General features: G+C 75.0%; 17 protein-coding genes. 14 read left to right on the plus strand and 3 right to left on the minus strand.

Features of this window, described 5'->3' with window-relative positions; translation table 11 throughout:
* Nucleotides 1-25: 25 nt before the first annotated feature.
* Complete coding sequence (locus tag TK50_RS06535; RefSeq protein WP_043961924.1) at nt 26-1,411, plus strand: hypothetical protein; 1,386 nt, start codon at nt 26-28, stop codon at nt 1,409-1,411.
* A 22-nt stretch (nt 1,412-1,433) separates the two neighbouring features.
* Nucleotides 1,434-2,363: a Ppx/GppA phosphatase family protein gene (locus TK50_RS06540; protein ID WP_043961925.1), complete on the plus strand. Its 930-nt coding sequence runs from the start codon at nt 1,434-1,436 to the stop codon at nt 2,361-2,363.
* A gap of 49 nt (nt 2,364-2,412) precedes the next feature.
* On the opposite strand, the gene TK50_RS06545 is transcribed toward TK50_RS06540, so the two are convergent.
* A complete protein-coding gene (locus TK50_RS06545; protein ID WP_043961926.1) occupies nt 2,413-4,224 on the minus strand; it encodes a DUF1996 domain-containing protein in 1,812 nt (603 codons plus the stop codon).
* 231 nt (nt 4,225-4,455) lie between these two features.
* Complete coding sequence (locus TK50_RS06550; protein ID WP_043961927.1) at nt 4,456-4,644, minus strand: hypothetical protein; 189 nt, start codon at nt 4,642-4,644, stop codon at nt 4,456-4,458.
* Nucleotides 4,645-4,711: 67 nt separating this feature from the next.
* Here TK50_RS06550 and TK50_RS06555 point away from each other — a divergent pair, with 67 nt between their 5' ends.
* The 12 genes from TK50_RS06555 (at nt 4,712) to TK50_RS06610 (ending at nt 14,875) form a co-directional block, all read left to right on the plus strand.
* The gene (locus TK50_RS06555; protein WP_043961928.1) at nt 4,712-5,014 is read left to right on the plus strand and encodes a hypothetical protein; all 303 of its coding nucleotides are present in this window, start codon (nt 4,712-4,714) and stop codon (nt 5,012-5,014) included.
* 33 nt (nt 5,015-5,047) lie between these two features.
* Nucleotides 5,048-5,380, plus strand: a complete 333-nt coding sequence (locus tag TK50_RS06560) for a PadR family transcriptional regulator (RefSeq protein ID WP_036374274.1) — start codon at nt 5,048-5,050, stop codon at nt 5,378-5,380.
* Entirely contained in the window at nt 5,377-6,468 is a 1,092-nt protein-coding gene (locus TK50_RS06565; protein WP_043961929.1) for an HAAS signaling domain-containing protein, read from the plus strand. The genes TK50_RS06560 and TK50_RS06565 overlap by 4 nt, the downstream gene beginning before the upstream one ends.
* A 320-nt stretch (nt 6,469-6,788) precedes the next feature.
* Nucleotides 6,789-7,448, plus strand: a complete 660-nt coding sequence (locus TK50_RS34770) for an LppU/SCO3897 family protein (protein WP_241773936.1) — start codon at nt 6,789-6,791, stop codon at nt 7,446-7,448.
* 143 nt (nt 7,449-7,591) lie between these two features.
* Nucleotides 7,592-8,278 (plus strand): dienelactone hydrolase family protein, encoded by a 687-nt coding sequence (locus TK50_RS06575; protein ID WP_043961930.1) that lies wholly within the window; start codon nt 7,592-7,594, stop codon nt 8,276-8,278.
* Between the two features lie 61 nt (nt 8,279-8,339).
* Complete coding sequence (locus tag TK50_RS06580) at nt 8,340-9,053, plus strand: uracil-DNA glycosylase (RefSeq protein WP_043961931.1); 714 nt, start codon at nt 8,340-8,342, stop codon at nt 9,051-9,053.
* A 19-nt stretch (nt 9,054-9,072) separates the two neighbouring features.
* Nucleotides 9,073-9,870, plus strand: coding sequence for a DUF4129 domain-containing protein (locus TK50_RS06585; protein WP_043961932.1), 798 nt, complete (start codon nt 9,073-9,075; stop codon nt 9,868-9,870).
* Nucleotides 9,867-10,448: a hypothetical protein gene (locus TK50_RS06590; protein ID WP_043961933.1), complete on the plus strand. Its 582-nt coding sequence runs from the start codon at nt 9,867-9,869 to the stop codon at nt 10,446-10,448. Before TK50_RS06585 ends, TK50_RS06590 begins: the two co-directional genes overlap by 4 nt.
* Entirely contained in the window at nt 10,448-11,455 is a 1,008-nt protein-coding gene (locus TK50_RS06595) for an AAA family ATPase (protein ID WP_043961934.1), read from the plus strand. Before TK50_RS06590 ends, TK50_RS06595 begins: the two co-directional genes overlap by 1 nt.
* A complete protein-coding gene (locus tag TK50_RS06600) occupies nt 11,452-12,825 on the plus strand; it encodes a DUF58 domain-containing protein (protein ID WP_043963966.1) in 1,374 nt (457 codons plus the stop codon). Before TK50_RS06595 ends, TK50_RS06600 begins: the two co-directional genes overlap by 4 nt.
* Nucleotides 12,826-12,886: 61 nt before the next feature.
* The gene (locus TK50_RS06605) at nt 12,887-13,456 is read left to right on the plus strand and encodes a hypothetical protein (protein WP_043963967.1); all 570 of its coding nucleotides are present in this window, start codon (nt 12,887-12,889) and stop codon (nt 13,454-13,456) included.
* A 102-nt stretch (nt 13,457-13,558) separates the two neighbouring features.
* Nucleotides 13,559-14,875, plus strand: a complete 1,317-nt coding sequence (locus tag TK50_RS06610) for an NAD(P)/FAD-dependent oxidoreductase (protein WP_043961935.1) — start codon at nt 13,559-13,561, stop codon at nt 14,873-14,875.
* A gap of 7 nt (nt 14,876-14,882) precedes the next feature.
* Here the strand turns inward: TK50_RS06610 and TK50_RS06615 are convergent, their stop codons facing one another.
* A complete protein-coding gene (locus TK50_RS06615; protein ID WP_043961936.1) occupies nt 14,883-16,706 on the minus strand; it encodes a hypothetical protein in 1,824 nt (607 codons plus the stop codon).
* Nucleotides 16,707-16,807: the final 101 nt, after the last annotated feature.

A 16,807-nucleotide genomic window follows, 5' to 3' on the forward strand; every position in this document is an offset into this window, starting at 1 on the left:
TGATCACGTGGGGCACGCTGGCGGGATGGGGATCGTCCGTCGCGTGTGCGCGGTGCTGCTGACCGCCGCCGCCCTCCTCGGGGTCGCCCGCCTCGTCGTCCCGGCCACCGCCGGCCCGGACGGGGAGCCGCCCGGGGTGGCCCGGCAGCTCGCCTTCCTGCGCGCCGCCCTCGACGACGGCGCGGGCGAGGACGCCCAGGCGCTGTTCCCGGAGGGCTGGTTCTTCGCCCACGCCCTGTACGGGCTGGCCCGCGTCGAGTTGGGCCTGCGCAAGCCGGCCGGGCGGCGGGCCGGCGAGCTGCGGGAGGCGCGCTGGGCGCTGGCCCGGCTGGAGTCGCCCGCCGGCACCGCCCCGTTCGACCCCGGCCTCACCCCCGCGTACGGGATCTTCTGGCAGGGCTGGACGAACTGGCTGCGCGGCGGCATCCTCGCCCTGCAACCGGCCGACCGGCGGGACCCGGCGGAGGTGGCCCGGTTCGCCGAGGCGTCCGCCGCGATCGGGACGGCGTTCGACGCGTCCGGCACGCCGTACCTGGCCGCGTACCCGGGGCAGGCGTGGCCGGTCGACTCGACCGTGGCGGTGGCCTCGCTGCGGCTGCACGACGCGCTGCTGCCCTCCGGCGCGCCGCCGCCCGATCCGGTGCGGCCCGGTGCGCCATCGCCCGGCGCGCCGTCCACCGAGGCCCCGCCCGGTGCCCCGCCGCCGCCCCGGTTCGCCGGCACGGTGGCCCGCTGGCTGGACGGCGTGCGGCAGCGCCTCGACCCGCGTACCGGCCTGCTGCCGCACCGGGTCGACCCGGTCACCGGGGCGCCGGCCGAGGTGGCCCGCGCCACCTCCCAGAGCGTCATCCAACGGTTCCTGGTGGACGTCGACCCGGCGTTCGCCCGCGCGCAGTACCTGACCTTCCGGGACCGGTTCGTGGCGTCCCCGCTGGGGCTCGGCCCGGCTGTGCGCGAATACCCGGACGGCCTGGCCGGGCCGGCCGACGTGGACTCCGGACCGCTGGTGCTCGGGGTGAGCCTGTCGGCGACCGTGGTCACCCTCGGCGCGGCCCAGTCCCAGGGCGACGCCGCGCTCGCCGGCGCGCTGGCCAACTACGGCGACCTCGTCGGCCTGCCCGTCGACACCCCGACCACCCGCCGGTACGCGATCGGCGTCCTGCCGGTCGGCGACGCGTTCCTCGCCTGGTCGAAGACCGCCCGCCCCTGGGTGGCCGACCAGCCGGACCCGCCCCCGGCCACCGTGCGCTGGTGGTGGCGGCTGCCCCTGCTGGCGGCGCTGCTGCTGGTCGGCGCGCTCGGCTGGCTGCCCGAGCTGTTCCGCCGCTCCCGCCACGGCTCTCTGCCGGGGCGGCCCGCCGGGGACCCCCGTGGCCCCGTCGCGGGTGGCGCGGCGGGGCCGCTGCCGTAGGGTTGCTGCCGTGACGACGCGTGTGGCCGCCATCGACTGCGGGACGAACTCGATCCGACTCCTGGTCGCCGACCTGCCCGACCCGTCCGCCGGGCCGGACGCGCCGCTGGTCGACCTGAGCCGCCGGATGGAGATCGTCCGCCTCGGCCAGGGCGTCGACAAGACGGGTCGGCTCGCCCCCGAGGCGATCGAGCGGACCCGGGTGGCCCTGGCCTCGTACGCCGCCGAGATCGACACGCTCGGCGTCGACCGGGTGCGGATGTGCGCCACCTCGGCGTCCCGGGACGCCTCCAACGCCGGGGACTTCCGGGCGATGGTGGAGCGCACCCTCGGCGTCGCGCCCGAGGTGGTCACCGGCGACGAGGAGGCCCGGCTCTCCTTCACCGGCGCGGTGCGCGGCCTGCCCGCCGACGCCCTGGAGCCGTACCTGGTCATCGACATCGGCGGCGGGTCCACCGAGTTCGTGGTCGGCACCCGGGCCGGCGGCGTCGAGGCCGCGATCTCGATGGACATCGGCTGCGTCCGGATGACCGAGCGGCACCTGCTCGGCGACCCGCCCGGCCTCGACCAGATCGCCGCCGCGCAGGCCGACATCACCGTCGCGGTGGACCGCGCGCTGGAGGCCGTGCCGGGCCGGCAGGCCGCCACCCTGGTCGGGCTCGCCGGGTCGGTCACCACCGTCGTGGCCATCGCCGAGGGCCTCACGGAGTACGAGCCGGAGCGCATCCACCACGCCCGGGTGTCGTACGGCGCGGTGGCGGAGGTGACCGCCGACCTGCTGGCGAAGACCCGCGAACAGCGGCTGGCGATCCCGGTGATGCACCCGGGCCGGGCCGACGTGATCGGCGCGGGTGCCCTGGTGCTCCGCACGATCATGGAGCGGGCGGGCATGTCGACGGTGGTGGCGAGCGAGCACGACATCCTCGACGGCATCGCCTGGAGCCTGCAGTAACGGGCCGGCGGGCCGGGCTGACGCCCGGCCCGCTCGGGCGGTCATCCGGTCAGGAGCACCGACGCCCCTCGTTCAGGCAGGCCGCGATCCTGCGCATCTGCTTCTCGGAGTTGACGTTGACGAAGTCGTTGTGGTCCGAGAACGGGTTGTGGTTCTCCTCCGGGAACGAGTCCAGCGCGTACTGGCCCCGGAGCTGCACGGCGCGCGGGATGTCGTAGGAGATGCTGATCCGCAGCTGCGGGATCGCCACGAAACCCTGCGGGCAGGCCCCGGTCGTCGGGTCGGCGAAGGCCAGGTGGGCCCGGTGGTTCTCGCTGTCGGTGTTCCGGCCGTCCCAGCAGCCGGGGAAGTCCTGCACCCGCATGACCTGGCTGCCGTCGGGGCAGATCGGGTAGCGGTCGGACAGCCGGTCGGCGAAGCCCGAACAGGTCCAGGTGGCGCGGGCGTTGGCCGGGCCCCGGCTGGTGGGCTTGGCGTCGCCGGTCAGCGCCCGCAGGAACCTCGGCATCGCCGTGACCTTCGCGCCCGGGTTGCCCCGGTACTCGATCAGCACCTTCGACGGCTGCACGATCCGGCCGGTGTTGTTCGGCAGCTCCAGGTTCGGCCCCTGCGGCTCCGGCAGCGGCCTGTCCCCGCCGTTGTTGTTGCCGCTGCCGTTCCCGCCGTTGTTCCCGTTCCCGCCGTTGCCGTTGTTGCCGCCGTTGTTCCCGTTGCCGCCGTTGTTGCCGCCGGGCTGGCCGCCCACGGGGCGCTCGTCGAGCGTGCAGGCGGCGAGCGCCTCCAGCCCCTGCGGCCGGGGCGCGGTGCGGCCGATCGCGATGGCGATCCGGTCGAGGGTGGCGACGCGCTTGGACTGCAACGGTCCCACGATCGCGTTCAGCGCGAAGTTCGGGCCGCCCTGACCCTTCGTGGTGACCAGCCGCTCGTTCGCCTCCGCGATCTGCTGGTCGAGCAGGTCGAGGTTGCGGTTGACCTCGTCGAGGGCCGACGCCGGCACCCCGGGCAGCTTGTCGCGGACGCTCGGGCAGCGCACGCCGGGGCTCGCGCCGCTGGCCGTCGCCGGCACCGCGCGGTGCGTGGCGTGCAGGCCGTCGTAGCTGACCTCGCAGTCCACGAGCGACACCAGGCCACGGGGACGGCTGCCGGCACCGCTCATCGTCCGGGAGATCCGCTTGATCGTCTCTGCCCGTTCGGCGCGCAGGGCGCCGATCACGGACTGGTTGAGGCGCTGGTCGATCCGGCCCCGGCTGGCGGCCAGCCGGGCGTTGGCCGAGGCGAGCTGCCGGTCGAGGGCGGCCAGGTCACGCCGTACGCTGTCGCGGGCGGACGCGGGCACCGCCGGCAGCCGGTCGGCGACCCGGGGGCAGGAGGCCGCCGGTTGCACCGCGCCCAGCGCCTGGGTGTCCAGGTTGGCCCGCACCGACTTGTCGATCCGCACGACGGGCCAGAAGTACGACGAGCGGTCCCCGTTGCGGCAGGTGGTCCCGGACGCGGCCAGCACCGCGTCGGGGGTGTTGGCGTCGATCGCCAGGTTGCCGACGAAGTCGTGCAGGTGCTCCGCCCCGTTACGGATCCCGGGCTGGGCGACCGGATTGTCCGGGCTGAACTTGCCGTTGCGGTTGGTCCCGCAGTCCACGGTGAAGACGCCCTTGGACGCGTCAGGGCCCAGCCGCGGTGTCGGCACGTTGGCGGCGACCCGCTCGATGGGGACGAAGTCGTTGAGGTTGGCCTCCGCCGAGGCGCTGCCCCGGCCGCCTCCGGAGACGAACGTGACCGTGAGCGCGCCGACCGCCCCGACGGCCGCCACCACCGCCACCACCCGGCTGCCTCGGACTCTCTTCCGCTTTCTACTGCCCGCCATCGGGTTCCTCCGTCGTGCCGGACACTTCGCCGTGAAGTGCCGTCCGCCCGGGGGTACGGCCCGTCCGGCTCGTCCCGATCGGCCGGGCCGGAACGCGTAATCGACAGGTAAGAAAAGCTTCAAGACCGTGCTCGATCCGGGATCGAGTGGCCTCGCGCGCGCCGGATGCCACTCGATCCGTGTTCGAGCGCGACCTTGGCCGCAGCCTTCCGCCGCTGGGCTGGGGGTCGTTCAGTCCGACGCGAGATCGGGCCGGTGCTGCTTGATCCACGCCTGCACGTCGGCCTTCAACCACACCTTGCCCTGCATCAGGTCCGCCACCGGTTCGGGGAAGTTCCGGTGGCTGGTGATCACGTAGACCCGCTGCTTGCTGATGCCGCCCAGCATGATCCGGATCTCATGCGCGCCCACCAGCTCCATGAAACGGACGGTAGAGAGGTGACCCGACTCCTTGACCCGGGTCAACGAGTCGGTCACTGTATTGGGTATGTCGACTTCCAATCGCTCGTCCGTGCACGACCGGCAGGGGCGGGCCGTCCGGCCGCACACCCCGATGCGTCCGCTCTGGCTGTGCCGGGTGTGCGCCGCGCCCTGGCCGTGTCAGCCGGCCCGGCTGCTGCTGCTCATGGAGTACCGCCGCGACCGGGTCGGGCTGTCGGTCTACCTGGCGGGGCAGTTGTTCGAGGCGACCGGCGACCTGGTTCGGCTCAACCCGAATCCGGCCCCGACTCCCCAGGAGTTGTTCGAGCGCTTCCTGGCCTGGACGGCCGAGGCCCGGGGCGTCGTTTGACGGTACTTCGCACTGCACAGTAGTGTGCGATGCGTGGATACCACGCAGCTCCTGAAAGGCGTGCTGGATCTCGCGGTCCTCGCCGTGCTCCGGGAGGAGGACGGCTACGGCTACGACATCCTGCGCCGCCTCCGCGAGGCCGGCCTGGACGAGGTCGGCGACGCCTCCGTCTACGGCACGCTGCGGCGACTCTTCGCCGCCGGCCTGCTGACCACGTACGTCGTGCCGAGCGAGTCCGGCCCGCACCGCAAGTACTACTCGCTCAACGCCGCCGGCCGGGACCAGCTGACCCGCTCCGGCAAGCTCTGGCGCTCGTTCGCCACCACCATGGACACTCTGCTCGACGATCGGGGGATGGCAGCGTGACTGTCATGGAGCAGGAGATCGCGGACTACGTGACCCGGGTCCGGGCCGCCCTGGCGGACCTGCCGCCCCAGGTCCGCGACGAGTTGACCGAAGACCTTCCGGAGCACCTCGCCGAGGTCGCCGCCGAGGGAGACGGGTCGCTGGTCGACCGGCTGGGCGCGCCCGAGGCGTACGCCATGGAACTGCGCACGGCGGCCGGCGCGGGGGGTCCGGCCGCCGCGCGCAACCTGGACCAGCGGGCGGCCGCCGCCGTGGCCCAGGTCCGCGCCCGGCTGCGCGCGGCCGACGTCCGGGTCGGCCCGATCCTCGGGTACGCCTCGGCGAGCGAGTACCTGCGCCTGCTCCGCCCCGCCTGGTGGGTGCTGCGTGGCTACCTGGCGGCCATGCTGATCACCGTCGTCACGACGGGTGTGCCGTTCGGACTGCTGCCCAGGCTGGGCGGGAGCACGCTCGCGGCGCTGCTGCTGCTCGGCGTCTGCGTGGTCGCCTCGGTGTGGCTGGGCAGGCGCACCGCCGCGCTGACCCGCTGGCCCCGGATCGCACTGTGGGCCGGCACGGCGATCCTGGCCGTCTTCGCGTTCGTCGGCTTCGTCGACGCGGACGACCGGCTGGGCTGGAACGAGTCCGGCTACGAGTCCACCTCGGTGGACGCGCCGTACATCGGCGACGTCTTCGTCTACGACAGCGAGGGTCGCCTCGTCGAGAACGCCCGGCTGTTCGACCAGAACGGCAACCCGATCCGGATCGGCTACCCGGAGTGCGAGCGCGCGGGGCTGCCCGAGTCGGGGCGGGCGCTGCCCGTCTACCCGTACTGCCCGGAGAACGCCCCGTTCCAGGCCGGACCGGTCGGGGCGCGCCCGGCACCCGCCGGCCCGCCGCTGCCCACGCCGACCGGCGGCGCGACGCCGTCCGACGGCGCGGCGCCCGTGCTGCCTGCCCCGACGCCGACCGACGGCGCGACGACGGGGCAGTCCGCCCCGGTTCCGCCCGGTGAGCCGGCCGGGCGGGCCCCGGCACCGGCCCCACCCGGCGAGGCCACGCTCGGGCCGTTGCCGACCGCCACACCCACCTCGACGCCCTCCCGCTGACCGCCCGCCAGCGTCGACAGCTCCAATTCTTGGACACTTTCCGTTCTCAACGAACACGAAGCGTCCAAGATCCACTGGTTCCCCCGTGCCCTCGGGTGCGGGGGAACCGGCGCGGGTGCGCACGTACGTGCGCGTGCGTGCGTGCGGGTGGGTGCTTCGGCGGCGTGCGGGGCGTCAGGAAGGGGCCCTTCCTGTAGAGAAAGCGTTACAGGGTGCCCTTCCTTACAAATGGCTGAACGGACGAGTCGTGCGGGACCACGTTCTCCGATCTTGGTCGCTACGGTGTCGTCTGCTCGTCCATCCCCTCGGAAGGAACTCCCGTGCCAGAGCCGGTCGCCCCGCACCCCGCCGCGCCGCCCGAGGACGCGCCGCGCCCCGCCGACCCGCCTGCGGCCCGGGACCCCGAGCAGTCCGAGCCCGAACAGCCCGGGTCCGAGCAGGCCGGGAACGGGCCGGCGGCGACCGAGGCCGCGCAGGTCAAGGGTGAGACCGGGCAGGGCGGGAGCGGAGCTGGGCAGGGCGCGGGCGCGGCGGCGGAGCAGCAGGACGGGTCGGGCGAGGACGGGGGCGGGCCGTCGGAGCCGAGGCGGTCCGTGGCCCGCAAGGTGGTCGGCGTGGTCGCCGCGCTGCTCGCCGTCGGGGTGGTGGCGGCGCTGAAGTTCGGCCTCGGCGGTGCCGTGGCCGCCGCCCTGGACGAGGACGCGACCGCGAAGGCGAAGGCCGGCGACTGCCTCGCCGAGCTGCCGGACGTGGCCGAGGGCGAGCGCAAGGACGCCCGCGGCGCGGAGGTGGTGGCCTGCACGTCGACGGAGGCGGTGTACACGGTGGTCGGTCGTCTCGACGGGCAGACCGAGGCGCAGGCGCGCACGGGCGAGGCGTGCGAGCCGTTCCTCCAGCCCGGGCAGGCGGGTTACTTCTTCTACAACATCAAGCCGGGCAGCACCGGCTACCTGCTCTGCCTCACCCGCAAGGCGGCCTGACCCAGGAGTCACCGGCAGCGAAACAGGAGGTGAACGCCACTGCTCAGGCGTCTTCCGGCGGCGGTCGCGGCGTGGCAGGCTCACGGCACGTAGGAACACCCTGCGACCAGCCAACGATGACTGACCGCGAGGAGGACGGGCCGATGGGCGAGATGGTGAGCTTCGCCAGCAACGGGGGGACGAGCGAGGGGTATCTCGCGATACCCTCCGGCGGTGCGGCCAACCCGGCGGTCATCGTCATCCAGGAGTGGTGGGGTCTCGTGCCCCACATCCGGTCGGTGGCGGACCGCTTCGCCGAGGCCGGTTTCGTGGCGCTCGCCCCGGACTTCTACCACGGCGAGTCGACCGGCGAGCCGGACGAGGCCCGGCGGCTGCTGATGGGCCTGCAGATGGACGAGGCGGCGAAGGACATCGCCGGCGCGGCGGAATACCTGGCGGGGCGGCCCGAGGTGGCGGGCAAGGTCGGCTGCGTCGGCTTCTGCGCGGGCGGCAGCCTGGCCCTGTGGTCGGCGACGCTGTCGGAGCGGATCGTCGCCACGGCCGGCTTCTATCCGATGCTGCCGTGGGAGAAGATGCGCCCCGAGTGGGCCGACTACGCGGGCAAGTCGGCGATCATCCACTGCTCCGAGGAGGACGGCACCTCGGCCGCACCGGGCGTGCAGACGGCCCGTGCCGCGATCGAGGCGGCCGGCGGCACCTGCACCCTCTACGACTACCCGGGCAGCCGGCACGCGTTCTTCAACGACGACCGGCCGGAGGCGTTCGACCAGCGGGCCTCGGCCAGCGCCTGGGCCCGCACCCTCGAGCTGTTCCGGGCGAAGCTTGGCTGAGGCCCGCACCCCCGGCGCTGAGGGCCGTGCCCCCGGCGCTGAGGCCCGTACCCCCGACGAGGTGGTCGCCCGCGCCGCGCGGGCGACCGACCTGGTCGACCTCGACGGCGCGGTCAGCGACTGCTTCGCGTGCCCGCGCCTCGTCGCCTGGCGGGAGGAGGTCGCCCGCACGAGGCGGGCGGCCTTCCGCGACCAGACCTACTGGGGGCGGCCGGTGCCCGGCTTCGGCATCGCCGACGCCCGGATCGGCATCCTCGGCCTGGCCCCCGCCGCGCACGGCGGCAACCGCACCGGGCGCATCTTCACGGGCGACCGCTCCGGCGACGTGCTCTTCGCCGCCCTGCACCGCGCCGGCCTGGCCAACCAGCCGACGAGCGTCGCCGCCGACGACGGCCTCGCGCTGCGCGACACCCGGATCTTCGCCGCCGTGCGCTGCGCGCCGCCGGACAACAAGCCGACCCCGGCGGAGCGGGACACCTGCGCGCCGTGGCTGCACCGGGAGGTCGCGCTGATCCGGCCCACCCTGCGTGTCGTGGTCGCGCTGGGTGCGTTCGCGTGGGCCGCGTGGTGGCCGGCGCTCCGCGAGGTGTACGGCGTGCGCCCGCCCAGCCCGCGACCGGCGTTCGGCCATGGGGCACACTGGTCCGGCACGGCCGTACCGGCGCTGCTGGGGTGTTACCACGTCAGCCAGCAGAACACGTTCACCGGGCGGCTGACACCGGGGATGCTGGACGACGTGTTCGCCCGGGCGAAGCAACTGGCCGGAGTGGACTGACGGGCGTGGGGCGGTGCCGATGGACCTCAGCGTGCTGCGCAGGTGGTGGCCGATCGTCGCGGTGACGGCCCTGCTCGCCGCCGCCGCGGTGGCCGCCGGACACTCGTCGCTCGGCGCGAGCCGCATCCCGCCCGCCGCCGACAACATCCCGTACGTGCCGGAGTACCCGACGGCGCAGCCGCCGCCGTCGATCCCGGTGGAGCCGCGCGACGCCGGGGAGGCCACCCGCGCGCACATCCCCGAGTGGCTGGGCACCGTCGCGATGGTGCTGCTCGGTCTGGCGATCGCGGTCGCCCTCGGCTACGTGGGCTGGACGCTGCTGCGCGGGGTGGCCCGCCGCACCTCGCGGGCCCTGCCGGCCGACCGGGCGCGGCGTACCGCCGAGGGCACCGCCCGCGAGGTGGTGGCCGCGCTCGACGCCGGCCTGGTCGAGCTGGACGACGCCGACGTCGACCCGCGCACGGCCGTGATCGCCTGTTGGGTGCGGCTGGAGGAGGCCGCCGACGCGGCGGGGGTGGCCCGGCACACCGGCGACACGCCCACCGACCTGGTGACCCGCCTGCTGCGCGGCGACCCCGACGCGGGGGTGCCGGCGATCGTCAGCGCCGACGTGCTGGCCGAGTTCGCCCACGTCTACCGGGAGGCCCGGTACGCGACCCGCCCGGTCGACGAGCGCACCCGCGACCAGGCCCGCGCCGCGCTGCGCCGGCTGCGCGGCGAGCTGACGGCGATAGCGGCCGGGACGACCGTCGCGGCCGGGGCCGCCGGAGCGGGCACTGCCACGGGAGCCGGCACCGCCGCCGGGGGGCCGGCGTGAGCACCAGCATCGACGACCTGCTCGGCTCCGCCGAGGAGGAGCCCGCGCAGGAGCGGGCCGCCCGGGGCGGCCGGGTCGGCGGCGCGCTGAAGGCCCTCGCAATCGCCGGGGCGCTGACCGCCGTGGTGGTAGCCGGCCTGCGGGCCGTCGGGTTGCAGCTCTCGCTGTGGGTGGTCGTCGCCGGGGTCCTCGCCCTGTTCGCCGTGCGTCGGGTCACCGCCGCGCTCGCCCCGCCGCCACCGCCCCGGTCGGGGGCCCGCATCCCGGCGGGCGAGGAGGACGGCCACTACCACTGGGCCGCCCGGGACGCGCTGCGCGCCGCGATCAACGGCTGGGAACGGCCGCTGGACTGGTCGTCGGGCAACCCCCAGCGGTTCGCCGAGCGGATCCTGCCCCGCCTCGGCGAGCTGGCCGACGAGCGGCTGCGCCAGCGGCACGGCGTGACCCGCGAGTCCGACCCGGCGCGGGCCCGCGCCCTGCTGGGCGACCGGCTCTCGACGTTCCTGGACACCCCGCCCCGCCGCACCCCGTCGCCGCGCGACCTCGCGGCGATCGTCGCCGAACTGGAGAAGATCTGATGAAGGACGTGGACCGGACCGTGCCCGCCGCCGAGGTCGGCCGCCTGGCCCGGGCGGTGCTGGACGCGGTCGGCTCGGTCGTGGTGGGCAAGCGGGAGGCCCTGGAGCTGGTCCTCGCCGGCATCCTGGCCGGCGGCCACGTGCTGCTGGAGGACCTGCCCGGCCTGGGCAAGACGCTGACCGCCCGCTCCTTCGCCCAGGCGCTCGGGCTGGACTTCCGCCGGCTCCAGTTCACCCCCGACCTGCTTCCCGCCGACGTGACCGGCTCCTTCCTCTACGACCAGCGCAGCGGCGACTTCTCCTTCCGCGCCGGCCCGGTCTTCACCAACCTGCTGCTCGCCGACGAGATCAACCGGACGCCGCCGAAGACCCAGTCGGCGCTGCTGGAGGCGATGCAGGAGAAGCAGGTCTCGGTGGAGGGCGTCACATACCGGCTCGACGAGCCGTTCCACGTGCTGGCCACCGCCAACCCGATCGAGTACGAGGGGACGTACCCGCTGCCGGAGGCGCAGCTCGACCGGTTCCTGCTGCGGGTGTCGTTCGGCTACCCGGACGGCGAGGAGGAGTGGGAGGTGCTGCGCCGGCGGATGGGCCGCCGCCGCGAGGAGGCCGAGATCGCCCCGGTCGTCGACGCCGCCACCCTGCGGGCCATGCAGGTCGCCCTGGAGAACGTGGTGGTGGAGGACTCCATCGGCCGCTACATCGTGGCGCTCACCGCGGCCACGCGGGAGCACCCGTCGGTGCTGGTCGGGGCGTCGCCGCGCGGCTCGCTGGCGCTGCTGCTGCTGGCCCGCGCGCGGGCGGTCTTCGCCGGCCGGGACTACGTGGTGCCCGAGGACGTCAAGGAGGTGGCCGCACCGGCCCTGGCGCACCGGATCACGCTGCGCCCGGAGATGTGGCTGCGCCGCGTCGACCCGTCCTTCGTGGTCGGGGAGGTGCTCGACCAGACCCCGGCCCCGGCCAGCGGCGCGCTGCCGAGCTACGCGGCCGGCCGGCCGGGGCGCTGACGGCCGTGTCCACCCCCGAGGGGCCGCAGGCGGCGGGCTGGGCGCCCACCCGGGCGCTGGGCCGGGCGGTGCTGCTGGCGGGCCTGCTGCTGATCGCCGGGGTGCTGCTCGGCCGGGTCGACCTGGTCGTGCTGGCCGCGCCGTTCGCGCTCGGCACCGCGTACGCGCTGCGCCGCCGGCCCACGGCGGGCCCGCAGCTGTGGATCACCGCGGACGACGGGCACCTCGTCGAGGGCGGCGAGTTCACCGGCACGGTCAGCGTCGGCAACCCGGACACGGTCGGCTACGACGTGGCGGTGGTGCGCACCCGCGTCTCGCCGTGGCTGCTGGTGGAGCGGGCCGGCTTCGGCGGGGCCCGGGTCGACCTGTCCCGCAGCGGCGTGGACCGGCCCTTCGTGACCGTCGTCGACACGGGCACGGCCGTCGACCTGGAGCTGGCCGGGAAGGCCCGGCGCTGGGGCCGGCATCCGATCGGCCCGGCCGGGGCGCGGGTCGCCGCCGCCGGGGGGATGCTGGTCTCCCGGGCGGCGATCACCGAGCCGGTCCGGTTCCGGGTGTACCCGAAGACGGAGCCGTTCGAGGCGGTGGAGGCGATGCCCCGCGCCGCCGGCCTGGTCGGCGCGCACCACTCCCGCCGGCCCGGCGAGGGCGGCGAGCTGGCCGGGGTGCGGGTCTTCGGCCCCGGCGACCGGCTGCGCCGCGTCGACTGGCGGGTGTCGCTGCGGGCCCGGCAGCTGCACGTGGCCGCCACCCTGTCGGACCGGGACGCCGAGGTGGTCGTCCTGCTCGATGTGCTCGCCGAGGCGGGCCGCTCCGGTGGCGTCGGCGGGGCCGCGTCGGTGCTGGACACCACCGTGCGGGCCGCCGCCGCGATCGGCGAGCACTACCTGCACCGGGGCGACCGGGTGGCGCTGCTGGAGTACGGCCCGGCGGCCCGTCGGCTGCGCCCCGCCACCGGCCGCCGGCAATACCTCACGCTGCTGGAGTGGCTGCTCGACGTGCGCGCCGAGGCGTCGCCGCACGAGCCGTACGACCAGGTCTTCGGGCCGCAGATCCTCTCCTCGGACGCGCTGGTGGTGGTGCTCACCCCGCTGCTGGACGAGCGGTCCGCCCAGATGCTGGCCCGGATGGCCCGTTCCGGGCGGTTCGTGGTGGCGGTGGACACGCTCCCGGACGACCTGCCGCCGCCGGGCCGGCAGGGCTGGTCCGAGGTGGCGTTCCGGCTGTGGCGGATCGACCGGGACACGATGATCGGCCAGCTCCGCGAGCACGGCGTGCCGGTGGTCCGCTGGGCGGGCGCGGGCAGCCTCGACCAGGTGCTGCGCGACGTGGCCCGGCTCGCCACCGCCCCGAGGGTGGGCGGCCGGTGAGCGGGACAGCCCGGCCGGTGAACGGGACAGCCCGGCCGACGGGTGACGAGAGGCGGTGCCGGTGAACCCGGTCGAGGTGGTGACCGAACGCGCCCGGGCGGCCCGCTCGGCGGTCAACCGGGTCAGCGCGGCCCCGCTGCTGGTGCGCGCCGGGATCTTCGGCGCGACGCTGGCGGGGCTGCTGCTGGCGTACCCGGCGCAGGTCCTCACCGGCCGCCCGCTGGCCGCCCTCGTGCTGGTGGCGCTGCTGCCGGCGATCGGGCCGCGCCGGATCTGGCCGACGTTCGCCGCCCTCGTCGCGGTCGGCGGCTGGCTGCTGGCCACCGAGGGATACGGCCGCCCGGTCGCGTTGTGGCGGCTGCTCGCCGTGGCGGCTGCCCTCTACCTCGCCCACTCGCTGGCGGCGCTGGCGGCGCTGCTGCCGTACGACGCGGTGGTGGACCCGGAGCTGGTCGTGCGCTGGCTCACCCGGGCCGGCGGGGTGCTGCTCGCCTCGGCGGTGCTGGGGGTGCTCCTCGTCCAGGTCGCCGACGCCGGGCCCGACCGGGGGCACCTCGGCGTGACGGTCGTCGGGTTGCTGGTGGCGGTGGCGGTGGCCGCGTTGCTGGGGTGGCTGCTGCGTCGCAAATGACGGAACGGGAATGCACGTTGTGCAGGTCACAGGTGTTGTGCTCCGTCACAAAGGGGGGTCTCGAAAGGGGTTAGCGGAGCCGGCCGGGGAAAGATGGTAGGCGTGAATCCGAAGCGGATCCTTGTCGTCGGTGCCGGGCACGTCGGTCTCTACGCCGCCCTTCGCCTGTCGAAGAAGCTCTCCTCGCGTGAGGCGGAGGTCGTCGTCGTCGACCCGCAGCCGCACATGACGTACCAGCCGTTCCTTCCGGAGGCGGCGGCCGGCAACATCTCCCCCCGGCACTCCGTGGTGCCGCTGCGGCGGGAGTTGCGGCGGTGCAAGGTGGTGGCCGGCACGGTCACCCGGATCGAGCACGACCGCAAGGTCGCCACCGTGCAGCCGATCAGCGGCCCGACCCGGGAGATCCCCTACGACCACGTCGTGGTGGCCCCCGGCTCGGTCTCCCGCACGCTGCCGATCCCCGGCCTGCACGAGCACGGCATCGGCTTCAAGACCATCGGCGAGGCCATCTACCTGCGCAACCACGTGCTGGACCGGCTCGACGTGGCGGCGGCCACGCAGGACGCGCAGGTGCGCCGCAGCGCCCTGACGTTCACCTTCGTCGGCGGCGGGTACGCGGGCATCGAGGCGCTGGCCGAGATGGAGGACATGGCCCGCGACGCGCTGCGCTACTACCCGGAGCTGGAGCCGGAGGACATGCGCTGGGTGCTCGTCGAGGCCACCCAGCGGGTGCTGCCCGAGGTCGACCGGGACATGGGCGCGTACACGGTGCAGCAGTTGCTCAAGCGGAACATGGACATCCGGCTGGACACCCGCCTGGAGTCCTGCGTCGACGGGGTGGTGAAGCTCTCCGACGGCGACAGCTTCCGCTCCGACACGATCGTCTGGACGGCCGGCGTCAAGCCGTCGCCGATGCTGGACGCCACCGACTTCCCGCGCGACGAGCGCCGCCGCGTCACCTGCCTGCCGACCCTCCAGGTCGTCGACGGCGACCGGGTGATCGAGGGCGCGTGGAGCGCCGGCGACTGCGCGGCGGTGCCGGACCTGACCAAGGAGCCGGGCAACTTCTGCTCGCCCAGCGCCCAGCACGCGGTGCGCCAGGCCGCCCGGATGGCCGACAACATCGCCAACGTGATCCGTGGCCGTCAGCCGGTGGACTACAAGCACAAGCACGCGGGCAGCGTGGCCAGCCTCGGCCTGCACAAGGGCGTGGCCCAGGTCTACGGCATCAAGATGACCGGCTGGCCGGCGTGGTTCATGCACCGGACGTACCACATGTCGCGGATCCCGTCGTTCAACCGCAAGGTCCGGGTCGTGGTCGACTGGTCGCTGGCGTTCTTCCTCAAGCGTGAGGTGGTCGCGCTCGGTCAGCTGCACGACCCGCGCGAGGAGTTCGCCGAGGCGTCCCAGCCGAGGTGAGAAAGGCTCAGACCCGCCAGATCCAGGCGTCGGCGACCCGCTCGGCCGGGCCGTAGAGCTGGTCCAGGGTCGCCCGCAGGTCGTCGGCGTGGCGGGTGCCGTCGGCCACCGCGAAACAGGACGCGCCCCAGCGGTCGGCGTCCCGGGCCGCCTGCCGCCGCTCCCGGTCGCCGATCGCCGGCCGGCCGCCCCGCTTCGCCACCTCGCTGAGCAGGTACGACGTGGGGCGCTTCCAGGTGCCCATGGCGGCCGTGCCGCCCTTGCCGTACGGGGCGATGAAGAAGCCCTCGGGCATGCCGAACGCGGCGTCGGCGGCCGTGGCCCAGCGCATCGGCCACGGCTCCTTCGGCGTGGGCAGCGGCACCGGCACCAGCACCCCGCCGGGGCGGACGCACTCCCGCCAGTGGCCGGCCGAGATGAACTCCGGCAGCGCCGGCCGCTCGGCCGTGGGCAGGGGGGCCGGCAGGACCGGCAGCAGCGCGAGCCCGACCGCCGCCGGGACCAGCCGGCGGGCCCGGCCGGTGCCGCGCAGCGCCCGGTCCACGGCCAGCACCAGCAGGGTGCCGGCCAGCGGCAGCACCGCCAGGGCGAACCGCATCGGCAGCGCCCCGTCCACCACGGGCAGGCCCGCCAGCAGGGCGTACGGGCCGGGGATGCTGGTCCGGTCGCCGCGGACGACCACGTCCGGGCCGAGCGACAGGGCGCCCATGACCAGCGCCCCGGCCGCGCAGGCGAGCACCAGTGGGCGGCGGCCCAGCCAGACCGCGCAGCCGAGGGTGACCACGAGCAGGGGCCAGCCGAGGAAGGTGTTGTATTCGGCCGGGCCGGTGGTGAGCCGGGCCGCCTCGTCGCTGCCGGCCGCCGACAGCGGGGAGAGCGTCCACCAGCTGACCAGGTCGGCCGAGAAGTAGTGCGGGCTGAACATGCCGTCGGCGACGCCCTGCGGGCCGGCGAACTGGAACCACAGCGGGTATCCCAGCACGAGCAGGGCGAGCCCGGCGGCGACCAGCATCCCACCGGCGAAGCCGGGCAGCGCCCGGCGCAGCAGCGCCCGGTCGGCCAGCGCGTACGCGACGGCCATCACCAGCAGCGTCAGCGCGCAGAGGAAGAGCACCTCCTCGCCGACGAACACCTGGACGCTGACCACGACGGCGAGGCCGACGGCGGAGGTGAGCATGCGGCGGCGGTCCGGCCCGCCCAGCGGGTCGGCCGCGCGCAGCAGCCGGACCACCAGCCAGACGATCACCGGCACCAGCCACTGGGCGGTCATGTGCAGGTGGCTGTTGGTCTGCGAGACGATGCCCGGCCCGAAGCCGCACAGCCCGGCCCCGAGCGCGGCGGCGAGCCGTTGCGCCCCGAGGACGCGGGTGAAGAGCAGGTACCAGGCGAGGGCGGTGCCGGCGAGGTTGAGCCCGGCGAGCAGGGCGAAGGTGACCGGCGCGCCGAACAGCAGGGTGACCGGGGCGAAGGCCACCCCGAGTGCGATGACCGTGGTGTTGGCCATCAGGTTGACCCCGTCCGGGGCGTTGAGCCGGTCGGTGAGCAGCCCGAAGTCGCCGAGCAGGGCGCGCGAGTCGACGGCCAGGAACCACTCGTACAGCGTCTGGTCCTCGGGGTTGAGCGCCAGCACCCGGCCGGACGGGTCGGGCCAGAGCCCGTGGGTGACCCAGCCCGCCAGGGCCGTGAACAGCAGCCCGACGAGCAGGTCGGCCCGGTGCCGGGCGACGGCGGCCCGCAGCCGGACCCACCGGCCTGCGGCCCGGGCCGGTACGTCGGAACGGACTGCCTGCTCGGGGGCGGCGTCGGGGGCCGTGGGGGCTGCGCTGCTCACGGGTCGACCCTAGTGCGGGAGTGCCGGCGGGGTACGCCGGGTCGTGGCGGACCCGCTACGGTGACACTGCACCGGCGCGTGGGCGACGCGCGGGGCCGCCC

It is taken from the genome of Micromonospora haikouensis, from assembly GCF_000876225.1.
Classification (GTDB): Bacteria; Actinomycetota; Actinomycetes; order Mycobacteriales; family Micromonosporaceae; genus Micromonospora; species Micromonospora haikouensis.